The organism is Streptomyces sp. GbtcB6, assembly GCF_019091475.1.
Lineage (GTDB): Bacteria > Actinomycetota > Actinomycetes > Streptomycetales > Streptomycetaceae > Streptomyces > Streptomyces hyaluromycini.
In genome coordinates this window covers 1-20656 of sequence record NZ_JAGXJL010000096.1, presented here as the reverse complement: position 1 = coordinate 20656, position 20656 = coordinate 1, and the positions used below count along the sequence as shown (strand labels likewise).

22 protein-coding genes are annotated in these 20656 nt (G+C 69.7%); 12 read left to right on the top strand and 10 right to left on the bottom strand.

From position 1 onward, the window contains the following. From mftC to mftA, 3 genes are all read right to left on the bottom strand, one after another. Positions 1-599 (bottom strand): mycofactocin radical SAM maturase (gene mftC, locus KVT45_RS52755; RefSeq protein ID WP_217561878.1); only part of this gene is annotated, 599 nt, incomplete at its 3' end. Then, positions 596-871 (bottom strand): mycofactocin biosynthesis chaperone MftB, encoded by a 276-nt coding sequence (gene mftB / locus KVT45_RS52750; protein WP_254648655.1) that lies wholly within the window; start codon positions 869-871, stop codon positions 596-598. The genes mftB and mftC, both read right to left, overlap by 4 nt. 10 nt (positions 872-881) lie before the next feature. Then, the gene (gene mftA / locus KVT45_RS52745; RefSeq protein ID WP_217561876.1) at positions 882-1022 is read right to left on the bottom strand and encodes a mycofactocin precursor MftA; all 141 of its coding nucleotides are present in this window, start codon (positions 1020-1022) and stop codon (positions 882-884) included. A gap of 183 nt (positions 1023-1205) precedes the next feature. Here mftA and mftG point away from each other — a divergent pair, with 183 nt between their 5' ends. Continuing rightward, the gene (gene mftG, locus KVT45_RS52740) at positions 1206-2780 is read left to right on the top strand and encodes a mycofactocin system GMC family oxidoreductase MftG (protein ID WP_217561874.1); all 1575 of its coding nucleotides are present in this window, start codon (positions 1206-1208) and stop codon (positions 2778-2780) included. 44 nt (positions 2781-2824) lie between these two features. Here mftG and mftR read toward each other — a convergent pair whose 3' ends face one another. Then, a complete protein-coding gene (mftR, locus tag KVT45_RS52735; protein WP_217561872.1) occupies positions 2825-3457 on the bottom strand; it encodes a mycofactocin system transcriptional regulator in 633 nt (210 codons plus the stop codon). 267 nt (positions 3458-3724) lie between these two features. On the opposite strand from mftR, the gene KVT45_RS52730 reads away from it, so the two are divergent. Further along, complete coding sequence (locus KVT45_RS52730; RefSeq protein WP_254648654.1) at positions 3725-4291, top strand: GtrA family protein; 567 nt, start codon at positions 3725-3727, stop codon at positions 4289-4291. A 134-nt stretch (positions 4292-4425) separates the two neighbouring features. Here the strand turns inward: KVT45_RS52730 and KVT45_RS52725 are convergent, their stop codons facing one another. Next, complete coding sequence (locus tag KVT45_RS52725) at positions 4426-4818, bottom strand: nuclear transport factor 2 family protein (RefSeq protein ID WP_217561870.1); 393 nt, start codon at positions 4816-4818, stop codon at positions 4426-4428. Between the two features lie 56 nt (positions 4819-4874). Then, positions 4875-5273, bottom strand: coding sequence for a nuclear transport factor 2 family protein (locus KVT45_RS52720; protein ID WP_217561868.1), 399 nt, complete (start codon positions 5271-5273; stop codon positions 4875-4877). Between the two features lie 194 nt (positions 5274-5467). On the opposite strand from KVT45_RS52720, the gene KVT45_RS52715 reads away from it, so the two are divergent. Together KVT45_RS52715 and KVT45_RS52710 are read left to right on the top strand one after the other, a co-directional pair. Continuing rightward, positions 5468-6514 (top strand): cyclase family protein, encoded by a 1047-nt coding sequence (locus KVT45_RS52715; RefSeq protein WP_217561866.1) that lies wholly within the window; start codon positions 5468-5470, stop codon positions 6512-6514. A gap of 470 nt (positions 6515-6984) precedes the next feature. Further along, positions 6985-7689: a TetR/AcrR family transcriptional regulator gene (locus KVT45_RS52710; protein WP_217561864.1), complete on the top strand. Its 705-nt coding sequence runs from the start codon at positions 6985-6987 to the stop codon at positions 7687-7689. Positions 7690-7803: 114 nt separating this feature from the next. Here the strand turns inward: KVT45_RS52710 and KVT45_RS52705 are convergent, their stop codons facing one another. From KVT45_RS52705 to KVT45_RS57395, 3 genes are all read right to left on the bottom strand, one after another. Beyond that, positions 7804-8628 carry an SDR family oxidoreductase gene (locus tag KVT45_RS52705; RefSeq protein WP_217561862.1) on the bottom strand — a complete coding sequence of 275 codons (825 nt, stop codon included), beginning with the start codon at positions 8626-8628 and terminating at the stop codon, positions 7804-7806. Positions 8629-8701: 73 nt separating this feature from the next. Next, complete coding sequence (locus tag KVT45_RS52700) at positions 8702-9097, bottom strand: hypothetical protein (RefSeq protein WP_217561860.1); 396 nt, start codon at positions 9095-9097, stop codon at positions 8702-8704. A 109-nt stretch (positions 9098-9206) separates the two neighbouring features. Next, positions 9207-9629: a hypothetical protein gene (locus KVT45_RS57395; RefSeq protein ID WP_254648652.1), complete on the bottom strand. Its 423-nt coding sequence runs from the start codon at positions 9627-9629 to the stop codon at positions 9207-9209. 179 nt (positions 9630-9808) lie between these two features. Between KVT45_RS57395 and KVT45_RS52690 the strand changes: the two genes are divergently transcribed. Further along, a complete protein-coding gene (locus KVT45_RS52690; protein WP_217561858.1) occupies positions 9809-10960 on the top strand; it encodes a histidine kinase in 1152 nt (383 codons plus the stop codon). Continuing rightward, positions 10948-11601 (top strand): response regulator transcription factor, encoded by a 654-nt coding sequence (locus KVT45_RS52685; protein WP_217561856.1) that lies wholly within the window; start codon positions 10948-10950, stop codon positions 11599-11601. Before KVT45_RS52690 ends, KVT45_RS52685 begins: the two co-directional genes overlap by 13 nt. Before the next feature lie 197 nt (positions 11602-11798). Here the strand turns inward: KVT45_RS52685 and KVT45_RS52680 are convergent, their stop codons facing one another. Beyond that, positions 11799-14027: an efflux RND transporter permease subunit gene (locus KVT45_RS52680; protein ID WP_217561854.1), complete on the bottom strand. Its 2229-nt coding sequence runs from the start codon at positions 14025-14027 to the stop codon at positions 11799-11801. 538 nt (positions 14028-14565) lie between these two features. On the opposite strand from KVT45_RS52680, the gene KVT45_RS52675 reads away from it, so the two are divergent. Genes KVT45_RS52675 through KVT45_RS52650 form a run of 6 tightly spaced genes read left to right on the top strand, consistent with a single transcriptional unit; the run spans position 14566 to position 20577 of the window. Further along, positions 14566-14943, top strand: coding sequence for a carboxymuconolactone decarboxylase family protein (locus KVT45_RS52675; protein ID WP_217561852.1), 378 nt, complete (start codon positions 14566-14568; stop codon positions 14941-14943). Between the two features lie 19 nt (positions 14944-14962). Then, positions 14963-15703 (top strand): SDR family NAD(P)-dependent oxidoreductase, encoded by a 741-nt coding sequence (locus KVT45_RS52670; RefSeq protein ID WP_217561850.1) that lies wholly within the window; start codon positions 14963-14965, stop codon positions 15701-15703. Positions 15704-15750: 47 nt separating this feature from the next. After that, entirely contained in the window at positions 15751-16992 is a 1242-nt protein-coding gene (locus KVT45_RS52665; RefSeq protein WP_217561848.1) for a cytochrome P450, read from the top strand. Between the two features lie 51 nt (positions 16993-17043). Further along, positions 17044-17988 carry a hypothetical protein gene (locus KVT45_RS52660; RefSeq protein WP_217561846.1) on the top strand — a complete coding sequence of 315 codons (945 nt, stop codon included), beginning with the start codon at positions 17044-17046 and terminating at the stop codon, positions 17986-17988. Between the two features lie 5 nt (positions 17989-17993). Then, entirely contained in the window at positions 17994-19613 is a 1620-nt protein-coding gene (locus KVT45_RS52655) for an NAD(P)/FAD-dependent oxidoreductase (protein ID WP_254648651.1), read from the top strand. Between the two features lie 16 nt (positions 19614-19629). Next, positions 19630-20577 (top strand): SDR family NAD(P)-dependent oxidoreductase, encoded by a 948-nt coding sequence (locus KVT45_RS52650; RefSeq protein ID WP_217561844.1) that lies wholly within the window; start codon positions 19630-19632, stop codon positions 20575-20577. The last annotated feature ends 79 nt before the right edge of the window (positions 20578-20656 follow it).

The following is a 20656-nucleotide window of genomic DNA, read 5'->3' as shown; positions in this document are numbered from 1 at the left end:
GTCAGGCGCAGCTGGGCTCCGGAGCGGTCGGCAAGGGCCTTGGAGTCGTCGAGCTGGGCGATGTTGTGCCGGGTGCAGACCACGGAGATCTTGAAGTTGCGCATTCCGGCGGAGGCGAGGTGCTCCAGCGCCCGCAGCGCCGTGGCGTACGAACCGGGGCCGCGTACCGCGTCGTTGACGTCGGCCGTCGCGCCGTCGAGCGAGATCTGGACGTCCACGTAGTCGTTGCGGGCAAGACGCCCGGCGGTTTCGGGAGTGATCCGGACGCCGTTGGTGGAGAACTTCACCCCCACGTGGTGTGCCGTGGCGTAGTCCAGGAGCTCCCAGAAGTCGGGGCGGACGGTGGGCTCGCCGCCGCCGATGTTGACGTAGAAGACCTGCATGGCCTCCAGTTCGTCGATGACCGCCTTGGCCTCCGCCGTGCTCAGCTCCCGGGGATCGCGTCGGCCGGAGCTGGACAGGCAGTGGGCGCAGGCCAGGTTGCAGGCGTAGCACAGCTCCCAGGTGAGGCAGATCGAGGCGTCGAGTCCGTGCTCGAACAGGTCGACCAGCCGTGGTGTCCGGGGCGTGGGCCCGAGGGCCGTGGGTGCGGTGGTCATGTGATCCTTCCGACGAGCATCGACGCGTCGGCGAGTGCGGCCAGGGCACGGCCGTAACGGGCCAGTTCGCCCTCGTCGACGCCGGCGGCCAGGCAGGCGGCCCGGGCCGCCCGGGCGTGGGCGAGGTGCTGTACGACCGCGAGCAGCCGGCGGTCCTTGAGGAAGGTCAGCCTCCGGGTGCCGAAGTGGTAGAGCAGCGCACCGAAGGGTTCGGGGCGCACCGAGACCTGCGGATGCAGGTCCCAGGCGCGGTCGAGATCCAGCCGTGTCATCCGACGACGCCTAGTAGACGCCGCACATACCGTCGATGGAGATCTCCTCCAGGAGGTCCTCTGCTTCTATGAGCGGTGGCGAAGCACAGTCCTGGTCGGGCTCGGCGTCGAAGGCCGCCTCTTCGGGCACGGTGGAGCGGAGTTCGTTCATGCGACTCTCCCTCGGATGCGGGGAACCTAATGGCACTCGATGCCAAAACCAGGGCGGTCCGCACCGCCGACTCGTCTGGCACATCTGACGCTAGGTCACCGGTACGCCGAGCACCCGAGGCTGTCCCGGTCAGCGGGACACGTCACCGCGCGCAGAGGCCGGCACGTCTTCAATCACGTGTCCATGAGGCGGACGGAGCACGGGAACAACGGGGCACGCGGCGCGGACGTCATCGTGGTGGGTGCCGGCGGCAGCGGGGCCGCGCTCGCGGCGCGGCTGAGCGAGGACCCCGGCCGCACCGTGCTGGTGCTGGAGGCAGGCCTGGTACCGCGTGCTTTGGAGGCGTTCGCACCCGAGTTGCTGGACGCGCGGCTGGTGCCCGGCGCACAGCCAGGTCACCCGGCCGTCCTGCCGTACGACGTACACCTCACCCCGACGCGTCCGTACACCGTCGTTCGGGGACGCTGGCTCGGCGGCTCGACCACCGTCAACGGCGGGTACTTCGTCCGCGCCCGGCGAGCCGACTTCGCACGCTGGGCGGACGCGGGCGGCGCGGTCTGGTCGTACGACCGGGTGCTTCCGTTTCTCCGTGCCTTGGAGACCGACCTCGACCACGGTGCCGACGCGCTGCACGGCGGCCGCGGGCCGGTACGCGTCCGTCGCTCGGAACTCCGCCATCCCGCCGCCGTCGCGTTCCGGGCGGCCGCCCATCGGCTGGGCTTCCCCGAGGAGCCGGACAAGAACGCCCAGGTTCCGCCGGGGTTCGGCCCGGTGCCGTCCAACGCCGTGGACGGAGTACGCGTCAACACCGGCATCAGCTACCTGCTGGGTGCCTTGGACCGCCCCAATCTCCGGGTGGAAGGAGACAGTACGGTCCGCAGGGTCATCGTCGAACGGAACCGCGCCACCGGCGTGGAGGTCGAGCGCCATGGGCGCCGCAGGGTGCTCCGCGGCGGCGAAGTCGTGCTCTGCGCGGGGGCGTTCCGCTCTCCCCAGCTGCTGCACCTGTCGGGCATCGGGCCGCGCCGTGACCTGGAGGCCCTCGGGATCGCCGTCGTCAGGGACGCTCCCGCCGTCGGAGCCAGGTTCGGCGACCACCCCCAGGTGGTCCTGGAGTGGGTGCCCCGGCGCCCCATGGGGGTGCCCTCCGGCTCATGGCTCGGCGGACTCCTGCACCTGAGCTCTTCGGACGGGAGCCATCCGGGCGACCTGGAGGTCCTGCAGTCCCTCGTCCCCATGGCCGGGCTGACCCGCGGGAAGGTGTCCGTCCCCGGCGCGCCTCTGGCGTTCCTCGTCTCCGTCCAGACACCGCGGCTGAGCGGCCGGATGCACACCCGTTCCGCAGATCCCGCGACACCTCCGAGCCTCGCCTACGGCTATCTGGCGACCGCGGCGGACCGGCGGCGCATGCGCGAAGCGGTCCGGGCCACCGCCGAGTTGGCCGGCACGAGTGACTTCGGGGAGGTCTGCGGCGGTCTCGTCGAGCCGATGGCGGCGGTGCTGGAGGACGACCTCCTGCTCGACCAGTGGATCCTCGGGCATCTCGGTACAGCGCATCACACCTGTGGGACGGTCCCCCTGGGCCCCGCGGACGATCCCCGGGCGGCGGTCGACCCCTACGGCAGGGTGCACGGTGTCGACGGCCTGCGGGTAGCGGACACCTCGATCCTGCCGACGCCCCCGTTGCGGGGACCGGCGGCCACCGCCGTCCTCGTCGGCGAGGTGGTCGCCGACGCCATGCGGCGCGGTCTGGCCTGAACCGCCTCGGCGTCCGCGGACCCGGCCCCGCGACGTGATCGGCACTACGCCCGAAGGGCCGACTCCCCGTATCCGGCGGCGAGTTGACGGATGGCCAGATCCAGCAGACCGCAGAGGTCGGCGTCCTCGTCGCCGAGCCACTGCTCGTACGCGGCGACACACGCGGCCAGGACGGTACTGCCGATCAGCCGGGGCAGCAGGTCGGACACGGGCCGGTTCAGGCGCCGCGCGGCGAACTCGGTGACGAGCGCTCGCCACGACGCGTAGCGCACGGCCGAGTCCGCCTGCAGTGTCGGCACCCGCAGGATGAGCGTCATACGCTGCCGGTGCCAGGGCACGACCGCGGGGTCGAACCGGTTGAACTCGACGACCGCCTTGCGCAACGCGTCCATCATCGGCACATCCGGATCAGCCGCCGCAAGCGGGGCCTCGAACCTGGCCAGTTGCTTCTCGAAGTCGCCCCACACGAGGTCGTTCTTGGAGGCGAAGGAGCGGAAGAAGGTGCGCCGGCCGATACCCGCCGCCTCGGCGATGTCGTCGACCGTCGTGCCGTCGAATCCCTGCCGCGCGAACAGTTCGAACCCCAGTCGTTCGAGTACGGCGCGCGACGTCGCGCGTGGCCGGCCCGTTCGCATCGTCGCCGTACCGGCCGCCGCGTCGTTCCCGAGCGCCTTCATCCGCGGTCCTCTCTTGCGGCGCCGCCACCAGCACCGCACATGATGCACGGTCCGGCGGTCGGTCTGCCGTGCACGCGTTCGCCCGGCGGTTCGATCGGTCGACAGGGACAAGTGCCGGTCTTCGGCCCCGGACCTCATCTGCCTCGGTGGAGCCGGCTACACCTCCGGTCGGGGAGCCCACGTCCTCGTTCGGATCGGCGGGCGACGGGATCGTTGAAGCCAGCCGCTCACCGCGGTTCGCAACGCCCCGTCCGGAAGGAAAACGCCATGACCCCGACGCTCCCGTCGAAGCCGGTGACGGCACGGACAGCGTCGTTCGTGCCGGTGCCGCGCCGGTCTCCGGACACTCCTGGACCGCTGGCTTCGTTCGTCCGGTTCGTGGCCTGTGGCGGAGGTGTCGGTCTCGCCTCCGGCCCAGCCGTGACGCTGCTTGCCCTCTCGATGCCCTGGGCGGTGGCGAACGCGCTGGTGACGGTCGCGACGACCCTCCTGTGCACGGAGCTCCACGCACGCTTCACCTTCGGGACCGGGCGGCGTGCCGGGTGGCGGCAGCACTGGCAGTCGGCCGGGTCGGCCACCGCCGCCTACGCCCTGACCTCGGCCGCGGTGCTCGTACTGCACACCGTGCGGCCGTCCGCCGGGGTGATGTGGGAGCAGGTCGTCTACCTCAGCGCCTCCGGGCTCGCGGGCATCGGGCGATTCGCCGTGCTGCGCCTGTGGGTCTTCGCCGAGCGGAAACGCACAGGCGCGGTGTTGCGGCGTCACGACCGCCCGGCGGGGCTGGAGACACAGCTCCGCAATCCACACACGATCGCGGTCCCCGTCCCTTCCTGACTGCCGCCCGCACAACGCCGCAGGCCGCGTCGCCAGGGAGTCGATCAGTGGCCAGGTCGGTCAAGGGAACACCGCTGCCGTGCGGCCGATCCGGACGAGTGGCGACCGGCCGCACGGCCGTTCTGCGGGCGGGGCTACTTGAAGGTGGTGACCCGCCTGCGGAACTTCCACACGTCACCCACGCGGACCAGGGTGTCCTCGTAGGTCCCGACGAGTTGGACGGCCCAGCCCTCCTCACCCCGGACGAAGAACACCAGGTTGCTGCTGGCGGTGACCTCGTCTCCGGGAGGGGAGGTCAGGAGGGTGTTGCCGACGAGGTGCAGCTGCGGAGCCTGCGGCGCGAACGCCGCGTAGGCCTTGCCGATGGCTTCCCGGCCCTCGAAGGTGCCCTGACCGGTGATCTCGGCGACGCCGTCCTCGGTGAACAGGTCGGGGATGGCCTCGGTGCGGCCCGCGTCGATGGCGTGGGCGTAGGCGGCGATGGCGGTCTGTACACCGGCCAGGGCTGCTTCGGCGGAAATGGTCATCTGTCTTCTTCTCTCCCAGGGCGGATTCGACGGGCGGAGTGGGTCGAGGCGGGAAGCTAGGCCTGGTAGGTGGTCCGGCGACGGTGCAACAGCCACGTGCCGTCGACGCGGCGGAAGGTGTCGTCGTAGCGGCCCACGAGCTGTGGTGCCCAGCCCGGCTCCGCGCGCAGGAAGAAGGCCACGTCGCTCACCGCCGTGGCCTCGTCCTCGGCGGCGGAGGTGACGACGGTATTGGTCACGACGTGCAGCTGCGGCCGTGTCGGGGCCCAGCCCTTGAAGGCCTCCCGGATCCCGTCGTGACCCTCGACGGGATCCATGCCGGGCACCTCGAGAACGCCGTCGGGCGTGTACAACGCGACGACCTCATCGGTACGGCCGGCGTCCTGGGCCTGGGCGTGGGCCCCGATCACGGCGCGCACACCCTCCGCGACCCACGCCTGTGTGGCTTCGCTCATTCTCTCTCCAAGGTCGGACGGGCCTGCGCTCGGCAGCAGCACCCCACCACTTCTTTCGACCACTCAGTCTATTACTGCGATGGAGGGAAAAGGGAGAGGCCATTCGCATTAAACCCAAGTCATTGACCGATCGGTACAATCTGAATAGCATGCCCACGGCTGTCACCGGGACTGTCGCCGAAGGAGGCGTAATCGTGACGAAGCGTTGGAAGCAGCGTCCGCCGGGCTCGACGTGGGGCGACTGGGGTGACGACGACGAGCTGGGCCGCATCAACCTGCTGACCTCCGAGAAAGTCCTCCAGGGCGTGCGTGAGGTCGAGCACGGAATCAGCTTCAGCCTGAGCCTGCCGCTCGACTATCCCGGCGGCTCGGCCATGAACCAGCGACGCTATCCGCCGATTCTGCGGCCCACCGAGGATCTGGCGCACAAGCAGGACGTCTTCTACAACGTCGTCGCACGTGAACAGATCTCACCCGATCTCATCGACGTGTGGTCCGACGACGTGGTCACCCTCTGGCTGCAGTACTCGACCCAGTGGGACTCCCTCGCCCATCAGGGCGCCGAGTTCGACACCGACGGCGACGGGGTGGCCGAGCCCGTCTACTACAACGGATACCGCGCGGGCACCGACATCGTCGGACCGCAGGAGGACGTCAAGGGCGACGGCAGCGGGAGTCTCAGCCACGCCCGACACCTGGGCCTGGAACACATGGCGGAGCACGGCGTGCAGGGCCGGGGAGTCCTGGTCGACCTGGCACACCACCTGGGCACGGGCTACCAGGCGGTGAACTTCAAGACGCTTCAGGACATCATGGCCGCGGACAACGTCGTCGTCGAACCCGGCGACATGCTGCTGCTGCACACCGGTTTCGCCACCCAGATCCTCGCCTGGGGCAAGAACCCCGACCCCGTGGCGATCCATCAGACCGCCGCTTACCTGGACGCCGACGACCCGGCGCTGCTCGAGTGGATCACCGAGTCGCAGATCTCGGCACTGGTGGCGGACAACTACGCCGTCGAAGGAGTGGCTGTCACACAGGCCCAGGGCCCGCACACGCTGTTGCCGATCCACCACCTGTGCCTGTTCAAGCTGGGCGTCCCCCTCGGCGAACTGTGGTACCTGCACGAGCTGGCCGGCTGGCTGCGCGAGCACGGCCGCAGCAGGTTCCTGTTGACGGCTCCCCCGCTGAACCTGCCCGGCACCCAGGGCAGTCCGCTGACACCGGTCGCGACCGTCTGAACCACGGACTCGACCGGGGTCCGCCGTGGGCCCGACCAGTCCTGCCCGAGCGGCCGGGCCCACGGCGGACGCACAAAGTGGCCCGCGGCGGACCTGCTGACCCGTCGACAGATGCGGGAAACCGGGGAACTTCGTCGCCTCGCAGGGTCCGTGGAGTTCGGATACCCGGTCCTCGAACCGTCGGAGGCGTCACCTGCGGCGGTACATTTACGCCAGGTCGTCCACGCGTCCGGAGCCGATGCCGGCGCGCCGGAGCACTGGCCCCGTGGGCCCGGCGCGCCGTTGCCATGCCCCGACAGACGGTGCGGGCTTGGGGCGACGGGTTTCCATGGTTTAATGTACCGATTGGTCCAGTAAAAGCAAGCGGCGCCCCGTGGTCCGCTTCCCCCGGATATACCGAAAGGCATCCGACGTGGGCACGGGAGTCGATCCCCATCGACATGTCGCCACATCACGCGGGGAGTGAATCCATGCCACGACCGCCAGGCCATGGACCGGGCTTCGAGGTCAGACGCCAGAAGATCATTGACATCGCGGCTTCCCTGTTCGCTCAGCAAGGGTACGCCGCGACCTCCATCAACGACCTGGGGCGCGCGGTCGGTCTGGCCAAGGGAGCCCTGTACTACTACATCGGCTCGAAAGAGAACCTGCTGGTCGAAATCCAGTCGCGGGTCATGGGGCCGTTGCTGTCCCGCGCGCGGCAGATCGCGGACCTCGACATGGACCCGCTGCTGCGCCTGCGTCTGCTGTCGGAGTCGCTTCTGACGATCATCTTTCGCAGGCTCGACCACATCTGGGTCTACGAACACGACTATCGCAGTCTCAGCGGCGACGAGCTCAAGACCCTGCTCGCCCAGCGTTCCGACTTCGAGCAGTTGATCTCGGACCTGCTCTCGCAGGCCATGGAGCAGGGCATGTTCCGCACCATGTCGCCCCGGTTGGCCACCCTCCAGTTCCTCAACCTGCACAACCACACGTACCAGTGGGTGAAGCCGGACGGGCAGTGGGATGCGCAGTTCCTGTCCCATGAGTACTGCGCGACCCTGTTCCGCGGCTTCGGCGCGCCTGATCACGCCCTGCCCAAGGTCGAGAAGCAGGCACAGGAGTTCAAGCGCGACCAGCCCGGCCTCCCACTCGACCCCGAGGCCGAGTGGGAGGCCACCGCCGGCCGATGACAGGCGCGCCGGTCGCCCCGTCGAGTGCCCCCCGCGGAAGCCGGGACGACGGGTGCGGGACGCGTCGTCCCGCACCGGTCGTCATGCACCCGTCGTAGCGCGCCTCCTGCGGTGTCAGTCCTCCCGCAGCGAGGCGCACAGGCCGCCGTCGACGACGATGTCGACGCCGTTCACGAAGCTCGCCTCGTCCGACAGCAGGAAAGCCGCGACGGCGGCGACCTCCTCGTACCGGCCGACGCGGCCCAGTGGCGTGCGCTCGATGAGCTGTCGAATCGACGCGTACCGTGCCGCCTCCAGCCGAGTCTCCGGGGTGTCGATCGCACCCGGCGACAGCGAGCACACGCGGGCGCCCACGGAGCCGAACCGTACGGCCTCCGCGCGGGTCAGGCGGTGCACGCCGTACGTGGCCCACGGGTACGCCCAGGCCGGATCCTCGACTGCGGGACCGACCACCTCCCGGAAACGGTCGAGGAAGTCCTCCTGCAACGGATCGTCCAGGACGGCCGCCACCGCCGGGTCGGGCTCGATGTGCGCGATCAGCGGAGACACGGAGGCCAGGTAGACGAACGCCGTACCGGCGGTGGCGAGTGGCCGGAGCGTCTCGGTGAGCAGCGCCGCCGCGACGAAGTCGGCCTCGATGATCCGGCGCCAGTCGGTTTCCTCGGGCGGGATGCTGTAGGCGTGCGCGACGGCCCGGAGCGTGCCGGCCGCCCTGACTCGGTCGGCGAGCCGGACGAGGTCCTCCCGGTCTGTGACATCGACCGCGAAGGGCTCGACGAGAGCCCGCTTCCCGTGGCCGGACAGGTCCTTCGCGACCGCGGCCACAGCCGCTTCGTTCCCGTCGGCGAGCAACAGCACATCCACCACGTCGGCGAGGCGCCTGGCGCATGCCTCTCCCGTCCCGCTGGCGGCGCCGGTGGCGATACCTACCGTGGTCATGCGTCACTCCTCATTGAAGACACCTGTCACTGAGGACGAGTGTCTCGCAGGCGGCCGGGTCCGGGGCACCCGTTCACGACGTGCAGATGTCCTTCAGCTGATCGGCCGCCGCGTCGATCTTGCTGCTGTCCGGGTCGGTGTCGCCGTTCAGGATGGCCTTGTTGTAGTTCGCGATGGCCTTGTTCAGGTCATCGACCGCATCGTCGACCTTGTTGTCGTCCGTGCTGTCGTTGATCTTGTCGAGATTCTTCTCGATGGTGTCGATGGACTCCTGGGTCCGCGTGGGATCCTCGATCGCGTCCGCACCCGCCGTGTGGATGGCGGTGACGCTGTCGGCGATGGTGTCGGCGCTGGAGAGGCAGTCCAGCGAGTCGTCGAACTCGCAGCCTGCGGCGAGTGTCGCGGTCAGCGCGACAGCGGCTGCGGCGGTGGCGACAGCAGTGACGCGATGGCGGCGGCGTGCGGTCATGGGTGTATCCCTTCCTCGGACCGTCCGGTGCGTGTTGGTGGAGCCGGTGGAGCCAGTAGCCGGGTGAACGCGGGTGGCGGATCGCAATGCCAGGACCGGGCTCCGGTCCCTACCTGCTGGTGACGCGGGTGTCCGGTACGAGCCGAGCGGCTTCGCCCCTGACCCTGTGGCGGCCTGTCACCAGTCCTCCGAGCGCTCCCAGCGCGACCAGGCCCATCGCGGCGGCGGTCGCCATGCCCTTCACACCGTCGATGAGGAAGTAGGAGGCCACGGCCACGACGCCGTTGAACAGGAACAGGAACCACAGCACCGGCCGTGTCGACAGGAACGCCTTGATCCTGGGCTTCTTCGCGATGCGTGTACCCGTCAGCAGCGACACGGCGGCGCCGGCGATCGTGGCGACGTTCTTGTCCGTGCCGTCCAGAACCGTGCCGGCCCCTATGGAAGCGGCCATGCCGGCCACGAAGAACGACCAGAGCAGCAGGTCGGCGACGAACGACTTCAGGGTGGCGAACAGCGACTTCGGCTTCATCGCATTCCTCTGGTGCGGGGAGCTCGGAGCTCTCGTGGTCTGGGCCTCCCACGATTCCGTCGTTCACCTGTCGGGACACGGGCGCGGACTCCCGAACCGAGGGTGTAGCCCGCTACACCCCCGGACCGCACCGGGCAGCGATATTTGCCTCACTCAACTACATCATTTAGCTTCCTGCCATGTGGAAATCGGTGCAGCGCGCCGGGAGGGCCACAGCCCACCTCTTTCTGACGGCGCTCATGGCGTTCGGCACGTGGATCTTCATCACCGTGCTGCTGATCACCGCCGTCGGTACGTTGGCCGTGGTCGGCGCCTGGCTGCTGCCCGAGACGGTCCTGCTCGTCCGGCGGATCGCGGGGGCCAAGCGGAACCTCACCGCCGACTGGACCGGCGTGAAGATCCCCGAGGTGTACCGCCCCCTGACCGGCACGGTGCGCGAGCGGGTGGCCACCGCGGTACGGGATCCCGGCACCCGCAGGGATCTGCGCTGGATGGTGGCCTACTGGTTCTACGGCGCCCTGCTCGCCCTCGCTGTGCCGCTGTGGCCGGTCGGACTGGTCGTCGACGCCGTATGGTGCGGCCTGCTGCGCCGGGAGGCGATCGTGCTGCCGCTGATCGTGCGGCTCGCGGACCTGGAGGCCGACTGGTCGACCGCCCTGCTCAAGCCGTCCCCGGAGGCGCTGCTGACGGCCCGGGTGGAGCGGCTGGCGCAGACCCGGGCCGACGCGATCGCCGCGCACGGCGCCGAACTGCGCCGCATCGAACGCGATCTGCACGACGGGGCGCAAGCTCAACTCGTGGCGCTGTCCATGCGGATCGGGCTCGCCAAACGCGCCTACGGCCGTGACCCGGAGACCGCGCTCAAGCTGCTGGACGAGGCCCAGGCACAGGCCGAGAAGGCGCTGGCGGAGCTGCGGAACGTCGTACGCGGCATTCATCCGCCGATCCTGACCGACCGCGGCCTGGCCGGCGCGCTGCGGGCGCTGGCGGCGAGCAGCGGACTGGAGGTCGCCCTGGACGACGGCGGCCTGGACCAAGGGGTGCGGGCGCCCGCGGCCGTGGAGGCGGCGGCCTATTTCGTGGTGGCCGAGGCGCTCACCAACGTGGCCAAGTACAGCGGGGTCACCCGCGCCGAGGTCCGGCTGGTCCGGGCCCGGCGCGGGCTGCGCGTCCGGGTCCGGGACGAGGGCCGCGGTGGTGCCGACGAGGCCGCCGGCTCGGGGCTGCCCGGCATGCGGCGCCGGGTCGCCGCTCTCGACGGAACCATGAAGGTGTCCAGCCCCGTCGGGGGCCCGACCGTGATCGAAGTGGAGCTGCCGTGCGTGTGGTGATCGCCGAGGACAACGCCCTCCTGCGGGAGGGTCTGGTCCTCCTGCTGACCTCGGCCGGGCACGAGGTCGCCGCCGTCGCCGGCAGCGGCCCCGAGATCATGCCCGCGCTGCTGGCACACCGGCCGGACATCGCCCTGCTCGACGTCCGGATGCCGCCCGCTTTCAGGGACGAGGGTCTGCGCGCCGCGCTCGAAGCGCGGCAGGCGATTCCCGGCCTGCCGGTGCTGGTGCTCTCGCAGTACGTCGAGGAGTCGTACGCCGCCGAACTCCTGGGCGGCGGCACCAACGGGATCGGCTATCTCCTCAAGGACCGGGTGGGCCGGGTCGACGAGTTCCTCGACGCGCTGGAGCGGGTCGCGGCGGGCGGCACCGCACTGGACCCGGAGGTCGTCGCCGAGCTGCTCACCCGGCGCAGGAACTCGCCGCTGGACTCGCTCACCCCGCGCGAGCGGGAGGTACTGAAGCTGATGGCGGAGGGCCATGACAACGCGACCATCGCCCGGACTCTGGTCGTCACCGAACGTGCCGTCCACAAGCACATCGGCAACGTCTTCCTGAAGCTGGGCCTGCCGCAGAGCGACAGCGGCCACCGCCGGGTCCTCGCCGTCCTTGCCTACCTGGCCCACACACCGCAGGCCTGAACGTCCGGAGGGACGACCTCACCGCGCGCGGCACCGCACGGCGCATGCCGTGGCCGCCCAAGGGGGTTGCCGTGCGGTCGCGTTCGGAACGGACGTGACCGGCCGGGTTCCACTGTGGGCGTGGATCCCGGCCGGCGGTGCACGAGTCGCCGGTGAAGCAGCGGAGGGGCCCCGCGAGCAGGCGGCCCCTCCCCGGCTCAGCGGGCCCCGACAGGCTCCGCGGAGGGCGACTCGTCGGTCGTCCCAGCGGTCGGGACGGGCACCTTTCGGCTCAGTTTCTCGCCCTCGACATCGATGTTCGGCAGCAGCCGGGCCAGCCACTTCGGCAGGTACCAGGCCTTGTGGCCGAGCAGGGCGAGGATGGCCGGGACGATCGCCATACGGACGACGAACGCGTCGAAGAGGACCGCGACGGCCAGCCCGAAACCGATCATCTTGATCATCGACTCGTCGGCGCCGATGAAGCCGGAGAACACCGCGATCATGATCAGCGCCGCGGCCACGACCACGCGGGCGCTGTGGCGGAAGCCCGAGACGATCGCCTGCTTGGGCTCCTCGCCGTGGACGTAGGCCTCACGCATCCGCGAGACCAGGAAGACCTCGTAGTCCATCGCCAGGCCGAAGACGATGCCCACCAGGAAGATCGGCATCATGCTCATGATCGGGCCGGTGGACTCCACGCCCAGGAGGTCCGCGCCGTGACCCTGCTGGAAGACCGCGACGACCGCGCCGAGGGCCGCGAGGACGGAGAGCAGGAACCCGAAGGCCGCCTTCAGAGGCACCAGCAGGGAGCGGAAGACCAGCAGCAGGAGCACGACGGCGAGCGAGACCACCACCGCGAGATACGGCACCAGCGAGGCCTGCACCTTCTCGGCGACGTCGATGTCGAGGGCGGTCTTGCCGGTCACCTCGAAGGAGACGCCCGCGTCCTTCTCGATGCCGGGGCGCTCGTCACGGATGGTCTTGACGAGGTCCTTGGTCTTCTGGTCGGTCGGGCTCGTGGCGGGCGTGGCGGAGAACACCGCGGTGTCACCGGCCTGGTTGAAGCGGGCGGCCGAGACGGAGACGACGCCCGTGGTGTTGGCGATGTCCTTCGTGATCGTGGCCACGTCCGCCTTCGGGTCGTCGGAACCCTTGGCGTCGACGACGATCGTCAGGGGGCCGTTGAAGCCGGGGCCGAAACCCTCGGCGAGCGCGTCGTAGGCGCGGCGCTCGGTGGTGGAGGTGGGCTTGGCCTCGTCGCCCGGCATGCCGAGCTGAAGGTCCATCACCGGCGTGGCGACCGCGCCCAGGCCCACGACGCCCAGCAGAAGCACCGGTAGGGGCAGGCGGACGACGGCTCTGGCCCAGCGCGAGCCGCCGTTGTCGGTCTTCCGCTGCTTCCTGCGGTACCGCCTGGAGTTCTTGCGGGCGCCGCGCGAGAGCACGGCGTTCGGCCAGAAGCCCAGGACCGCCGGGACCAGGGTCAGGCAGATCAGCACGGCGACGAGGACGGCGCCGGCGGCGGCCAGCCCCATCTTGGTGAGCATCGGGATACCCACGACCCAGAGCCCGGCCAGCGCGATGACGACGGTGAGCCCGGCGAAGACGACCGCGGAGCCGGCCGTGCCGGCGGCGAGACCCGCCGCCTCCCGGGGTACGCGGCCCTTGGCGCGTTCCTCGCGGTAGCGGGAGACGACGAACAGGGCGTAGTCGATGCCGCAGGCCAGGCCCAGCATGGTGGCGAGTGTGCCGGTGTTCTCCGACAGTCCGAAGGTCTGGGACAGGGCCATGATCCCGGTCATGCCGACGGCCACGCCGATGATCGCGGCCAGCAGCGGCAGACCGGCGGCGGCGAGGGATCCGAACGTGATCAGCAGGACGACGGCGGCGACGGCGATGCCGATCACTTCGGCCGGTCCGCCGGCCGCCGGCTGAGTCGCCAGCGCGTCGCCGCCGACCTCCACCCGCAGACCCGCCTGCCGGGCCACGTCGATGGCGGACTCCAGGTGCTTCTTGCTGGCGTCGGTGAGGTCGTCGGCCGTCGCCTTGAAGGAGACGGTCGCGTACGCCGTCGTACCGTCCTCGCTGACGGCCTTGGCCTGGAAGGGGTCGACAGCGGCGGCGACCTGTGAGCCGTCGGCCGCCTCGTCGACGAGCTTCTCGATCGCGGCCCGGTTGCCGGCCGCGGTCACCTTCTCCCCGCTCGGGGCGATGAACACGATGCGCGCGCTCGCCCCGTCGGCCGTGGTCCCCGGGAAGCGCTGCTCCATCAGGTCGAACGCCTTCTGGGACTCGATCCCGGGCATCGTGAAGCCTTCGTCGGCGGCTGCGGGTGCCTTGGACGCGGCGAATCCGACGGCGCCCAGCACCGCCACCCACAGGACGACGACGAACCATCGCCAGCGAAAGGCCGCACGGCCCAGGTGATACAGGACAGTTGCCATGACGAGGGAAGCCTCCACATCAGCGGTTCCGGAAATGCGCGTGGAGCCGGAACCGCCTCGACATGGGAAAGTCCGCCCTGTTCACGGTGGATTCAGGGAGGCGTCCGTCTCCACACCTCACCCTTCCGTGCGGCGACCGGAGCCACGAGGGAGCGCCCTCCCGTATCCGTGGTGTAGCCCGCTACACCACGGACTGGTCCTTGCTCCCGACACATCCCTTTTGTCGAAGCTCCTGCCGCCAAGGTTCTGACCTGCACTGATGCCAGGCCGAGGGCACCATGACCGCCCCATGGCGACGAGTCGGCGTCCAGGGCATTGCCGTATCCACCGCCCTTCGCATACGGTTCAATCAGCTAGCTAATTTCACCAATCTGAATACGTCACCCGATGGCCACGGACGGCCCGGAGTGCCGAACCATCAGAGAAGGGTGTGGCGAGTGCAGGCAACAGAAAGTCCGTCCCGGTGAGCGGGACGCACGGAGAATCCCCCGTAAATCCCACGGCAGCGGCCGAGTTGCGCGGACTCGGACTCCGAACGATGTCCTCGGTCGTCAACACCCCCCTCGCCGAGGACGCGGACCTGCGTGACGAGGGTGTGGGCGCGGACCTCGTGGAGATCGGCCTGGTCAGCGTCTGGGCCGAGCTCTGGGCGCGCGAGGGTCTGGCACGACGGGACCGCAGCCTGGTCACGCTGGGGATCCTGATCGCACTGGGCGCCGAGGACGAACTCGGAAGCCATGTCCGGATAGGGCTGATCAACGGGCTGACCGAGGACGAGATCGCCGAAGTCCTGTACCACTCCGCCGGATACGCGGGCTTCCCCCGGGCCGTGGCCGCGCGAAAGGCCGCCCGGAAGGCACTGGGTCCGGCACCCGGCGCGGCGAGGGATGACATCCCCGCGGAACCGAAGCAGTAGCACCTACCTGGAGTCCTGAATGACGTCACTGAACGGAAGAAACGCGGTCGTCACCGGTGGCGGCCGGGGTATCGGACGGGCGATCGCCCTGGTGCTCGCCGCCCAGGGCGCGACGGTCGCCGTGTGGGACCTGGACGGCACGGGGGCGCACGAGACGGCCGACGCGATCGGCGAGGCGGGCGGCAAGGCGGTGGCGGTCGTCGGCGACGCGGCCGATGCCTCGGCCGTCGCGGCCGCGGCGGAGCAGACGCACGCGGAACTCGGCCCGGTCACGATCCTGGTCAACAACGCCGGTATCACCAACTACGTGCCGTTCCCGGATCTCACCGAGGAGACCTGGGACCGGATGATCCGGATCAACCTCAAAGGCCCCTTCCTGGTCACGCGAGCCCTCGTACCCGACATGCTGACGGCGGGGCACGGACGCATCGTCAACATCTCGTCCTCGTCCGCCCAGACCGGCGGTCCCGCGGTGTCCCACTACGCGGCGTCCAAGGGCGGGGTGATCGGTCTGACCAAGGCGCTCGCCCTCGAGTTCGCCGACACCCGCATCACCGTCAACAACGTGGCGCCGAGCCTCATCGACACTCCCCTGCTCCGGGAGGGATTCGACCCCGACGCGCTGGGCGCGACCATGCCCATGAAACGGGCCGGGCGCCCCGACGAGATCGCCTACGCGGTCGCCTACCTCGCCTCCGACGAGGCCGGATACGTGACGGGTCAGACCCTCAGCGTCAACGGCGGCCGCTACTTCGTCTGAGCGGCCACGCACAAGGCCACGAACAACGCCACAGGCAAGGGACGACCATGACAGAGACCGTGACGGACACCGAAGCGACGGAGGAACCGCCGCAGTTCCCGGCGCCGAGGTCGGGCACCTGCCCCTTCGCTCCCCCGCCCGACCTGCTGGGGCTCCGTGACGCCGGCAAGCCGGTGATGCGCGTGCGCAGCTGGGACGGCACCACCCCGTGGCTGGTCCTCACCCACGCCGCCCAGCGCGCGATCCTCGCCGATCCGAGGATGAGCGCGAACATCGGCGCGCCGGGATACCCGCACACCACCGCGGCCATGAAGGCGCACGCGGGCGAGATGCAGCCGTCGATCAACAACACCGACGGCGCCGAGCACACCCGCTGGCGGAGGATGCTGACCAGTTCCTTCACCCGCAACCGGATGCGGAAGCTCCAGCCGGCGATCCAGCGGATCACCGACGACCTCATCGACAGGATGCTGGACGGCCCCAACCCGACCGAGCTGAACGAGGCGCTCTCCCTGCCGCTGCCGTCGCTGATGATCTGCGAGCTGCTCGGGGTGCCGTACGAGGACCACGCCTTCTTCCAGAAGCACGCCGGCGTCACCAACGCGGTGAACAAGACTCCCGAGGAGAACGCGGCCACGGGGAGCACGCTGCGCGCGTACATCGCCCGGCTCATCGAGGCCAAGATGGACGACCCGGCCGAGGACGTGCTCTCCGACCTGGGAGCGCGGATCAAGGCCGGTGAGCTCTCGCTGGAGGAAGCCGCGCCGCTCGGCCACATCCTGCTGGTCGCGGGCCACGACACGAGCGCCAACATGATCACGCTGGGGACGGCGCTGCTGCTCCAGAACCCGGACCAGCTCGCCGCCCTGCGCGAGAACTCCGGTGACCCCGACTACGTGGCGAAGGCCGTCGAGGAACTGCTGCGCTATCTGACCATCGCCCATCTGCTGGCCCGCCGGGCGGTCGTCGAGGACGTCGAGTTCGAGGGGGTGACGATCCGCGCGGGTGAGGGGGTCATCGCCAGTCTGCCGGCGGCGAACTGGGACCCCGAGGCGTTCCCCGACCCCGAGGTGCTGACCCTGGACCGCCCCGCGGGCCATCATCTCGCGTTCGGCTGGGGCCCCCACCAGTGCGTCGGACAGCAGCTGGCCCGCATCGTACTCCAGGTGGTCTTCGGCACCCTGTTCCGCCGCGTTCCCACGTTGCGGCTGGCGGCCGGTCTGGAGGAACTGGCGTTCAAGGAGGACTCGCAGGCCTACGGCATCTACGAACTGCCCGTCGCCTGGTGACCACCGGCCCCGCACGGCTCGTACGACAGACCTGAGAGAGGGAGGACCGCCATGACCGACGGCGGCTTTCGTGTGACCCGGCTGTACCACCCCAGCCATCATGTGACCGATCTCCGTGAGGCCGAGGCGTGGTTCGAGCGCGTCTTCGGGCGGCCCAGCCGGCCGATGGCCGAGATGATGCGGGGCGCCCCCGTCAGTGAGGGCTATCCGACCGACTACTCGACGTTCACGCCGATCAACGACGTCCTGTTCGACACGATCGACCCGAAGCGCTACGTGCTCCAGGGCGTCCAGCGCTACGCCTCGGACGACAAGCCGCACCTGAAGGGGTTCGGCTGGAACGTCGACGGGATCGCCGACGCCTATCGCGCGCTGAAGGGGCTAGGCATCGGCATGGTCGGTCAGCTCGACGAGGTCGCCGAGGGCGACGATCCCCCGACCGCGCCCAACTCCCCGATGCCGATCTTCTTCACGGTTCCCGAGGACGCGGGCCTGCGCTACGAGTTCCTGCCGCAGACCCCGTTCCCGCTGGACCACCGGCTGGCCCCGGACTGGGAGCTGCCGCCGGTGTCCGAGGACGACCCGCTCGGCATCGAGCGCTGCTCGCACCACACCGTGCTCACCGACCGCGTCGACCGGGCCCTGCGCGTGGTGGTCGACGGCCTGGGCGGGACGGTCTTCCACACGGGACGCAACGAGGTGCTGGGCGCGCAGAGCACGTACGTCCATCTGGCCGACGCGGTCTTCGAGTACGCGGTCCCCGACGACGGCACTCCGGCAAACGCCGACTGGGCCACCGGGGCGCCGAACGACACGTACCACTCGATCACCTGGCAGGTCGCCGACCTCGACCGCGTCGCACGCCATCTCGACGCGCAGGGCGTGGGGGTACGCACGCGCACGAGCGACACGCTCGTCACCGACGCGGCGACCGGCCTCGGCATTCCCTGGGGCTTCACCACCAGGCTGACGGCCGGCGATCCGCGCAGGGGGTGAGTGCATTGGCAGTCCCTGCAGGGGACGAGAGCCGGGCCACGGTGGACGCCGATGTCGACCTGCTGGTCATCGGTGCCGGTGTCACCGGGATCCATCAGCTGAAGCGGGCCCTCGACGCGGGACTCTCCGCCCGGCTGCTGGAGGCCGGCCAGGGGGTCGGCGGCGTGTGGCACTGGAACCGGTATCCGGGAGCCCGCCTCGACTCGGAGAGCTACACCTACGGCTACCTGTTCTCGAAGGAGCTGTTCGAGGGCTGGGAGTGGCGCGAGCGGTTCGCCGGGCAGCCGGAGAACGAGCGGTACTTCAACTACGCCGTCGACGAGTTGGACCTGCGCGGCCACATGCGGTTCGGGGCCCGGGTCAACTCCGCGCTTTTCGAGGAGACTTCGGCCACCTGGCTGGTGCGGGCGACCGACGGCACCGAGGTGCGGGCGCGGTTCGTGGTCGCGGCCACCGGTGTGCTGTCGGTGCCGGTATTCCCCGACGTGCCCGGTCGCGAGGACTTCAGGGGCGTGGCCCACCACACCGGCCTGTGGCCCGACACTCCCGTCGACTTCGCGGGCAAGCGGGTCGCGGTGGTCGGCACCGGTTCGAGCGGCGTCCAGGTGATCCCCTCGATCGTCGCGGACGTCGCCTCCCTGACGGTCTATCAGCGGTCGCCGAACTGGTGCACCCCGTTGAACAACGAGCCGATCACCGCCGAGCAACAGGCGCGGCTGCGGGACGATTTCGAGGGGCTGCGGGAGACTCTCAACGCCTCGGCGAGCGGGTTCCTGCACCAGCCGCGCGAGCGTACGGCGTTCGAGGACTCCCGGGACGAACGGTGGGAGTTCCACGAACGGATGTGGCAGAGCCCGGGCTTCGCCAAGGTGATCAGCCACTACGCCGACATGCTCACGGACAAGGCCGCCAACGACGACTGGTGTGCCTTCATGGCCGAGAAGGTCCGCGGCATCGTCGAGGACCCGGCGACGGCCGAACGGCTCATCCCCACCGACCACGGCTGGGCAGGGAAGCGGCCGCCCTTCGTGACCGGCTACTTCGAGGCCTACAACGATCCGAAGGTGAGCCTGGTCGACCTCCGGGAGAACCCGCTCGTCCGGGTGACGGAGACCGGGATCGAAACGTCCGACGGACTGCGCGAGTTCGACGTCATCGTCTGGGCGTCGGGGTTCGACTTCGGCACCGGCGCACTGAACCGGATGGGGGTGCGCGGCCGCGGCGGGCTGGCGTTGGAGGAGTACTGGGCCGACGGTCCGCGCACGTTCCTCGGGCTCATGAGCCACGGCTTCCCGAACTTCTTCTTCCCCGGAGGGCCCCACGGTGCGGCCGGCAACAACCCGCGGTACGCCGAGGACCAGGTGAACTTCATCGCCGACGCGATCGAGTACCTGCGCGATCACGGCCACCGGGTGATCGAGGTCCCCGCCGACACGGAGGCGGGCTGGAACGCCATGGTCGCGGAGCTCGCCGTGTATTCCCCGTTCGGTGAGCACAGTTATTTCTTCGGTTCCAACATCGCCGGGAAGCCCCGGAGTTTCCTGCTGAATCCCGGCGGACGCCCGAAGCTGCGCGAGTTCATGGGCGAGGTCCTGCAGTCGAAGTACTCCCGCTTCCTTTCCTGAACCGGAAGGCATGGTCATGCGGCAACACCTATCCGACGATCGGGTCGCGGTGGTCACCGGCGCCGGACGCGGGAACGGGCGGGCCTACGCCCTGCTCCTCGGTGAACTGGGCGCGAAGGTCGTCGTGAACGACCTGGGCGGCTCGATGGAGGGCTTCGGTTCTGACACCGGTCCCGCCGAGGCAGTCGCCGCGGAGATCAACGACGCCGGCGGTACGGCGATCGCCGACACGAGTGACATCTCCACCGCGGACGGCGGCCGACGGCCCGTCGAAGCCGCCGTCGAGGCGTTCGGACGGATCGACATGGTCGTCAACAACGCCGGCAACGTACGGTTCGCCGGGCTGCCGGACATCGACGCGACGAACATCGAAAGCCACCTGGCGGTACACGTACTCGGTGCTTTCCACACCACACGTGCGGCCTGGCCGTACATGCTGGAGCGGAACTACGGCCGGGTCGTGCTCACCGGCTCGATCGGGATGTTCGGACTCCCGGACAACCTCGGTTACGCCACCGCCAAGGCGGCCATGATCGGGATGGCCCGCAGCATGGCGGCCTCGGCCCACGGCCACGACATCAAGGTCAACGTGATCGCCCCCAACGCCATGACGCGGATGGCCGGCGGCCCCTCGGAGGGCATGGACGCGCTGAGCGAACAGCGCCACCCCGGCGGCGGCGTGATGGATCCCGCGCTCGTGGCGCCCATGGTGGCGTATCTCGCCCACGAGGCGTGCGACGTGAGCGGCGAGGTGTTCCTCGCCGGAGCCGGACGTTTCGCGCACCTCTTCGTCGGGGTCACCGAGGGCTATCTGCCCGCCGATCCGCTCAAAGTCACGACCGAGGACATCGTCGAGAACCTGGACCGGATCAAGGACCACTCCGGATACCACGTTCCCCGCGACCTCATGGAATGCGTCAGCCGTTACATGGCACATCGGCAAGGAGAAGAGGGAGAAGCGTGAGCGCAGAGAAGGTCTGGCCCCATCACGAACTCGGCAAGAAGCTCAGCAACTGGGGTCGTAGGGGAGACGACGACGAGAT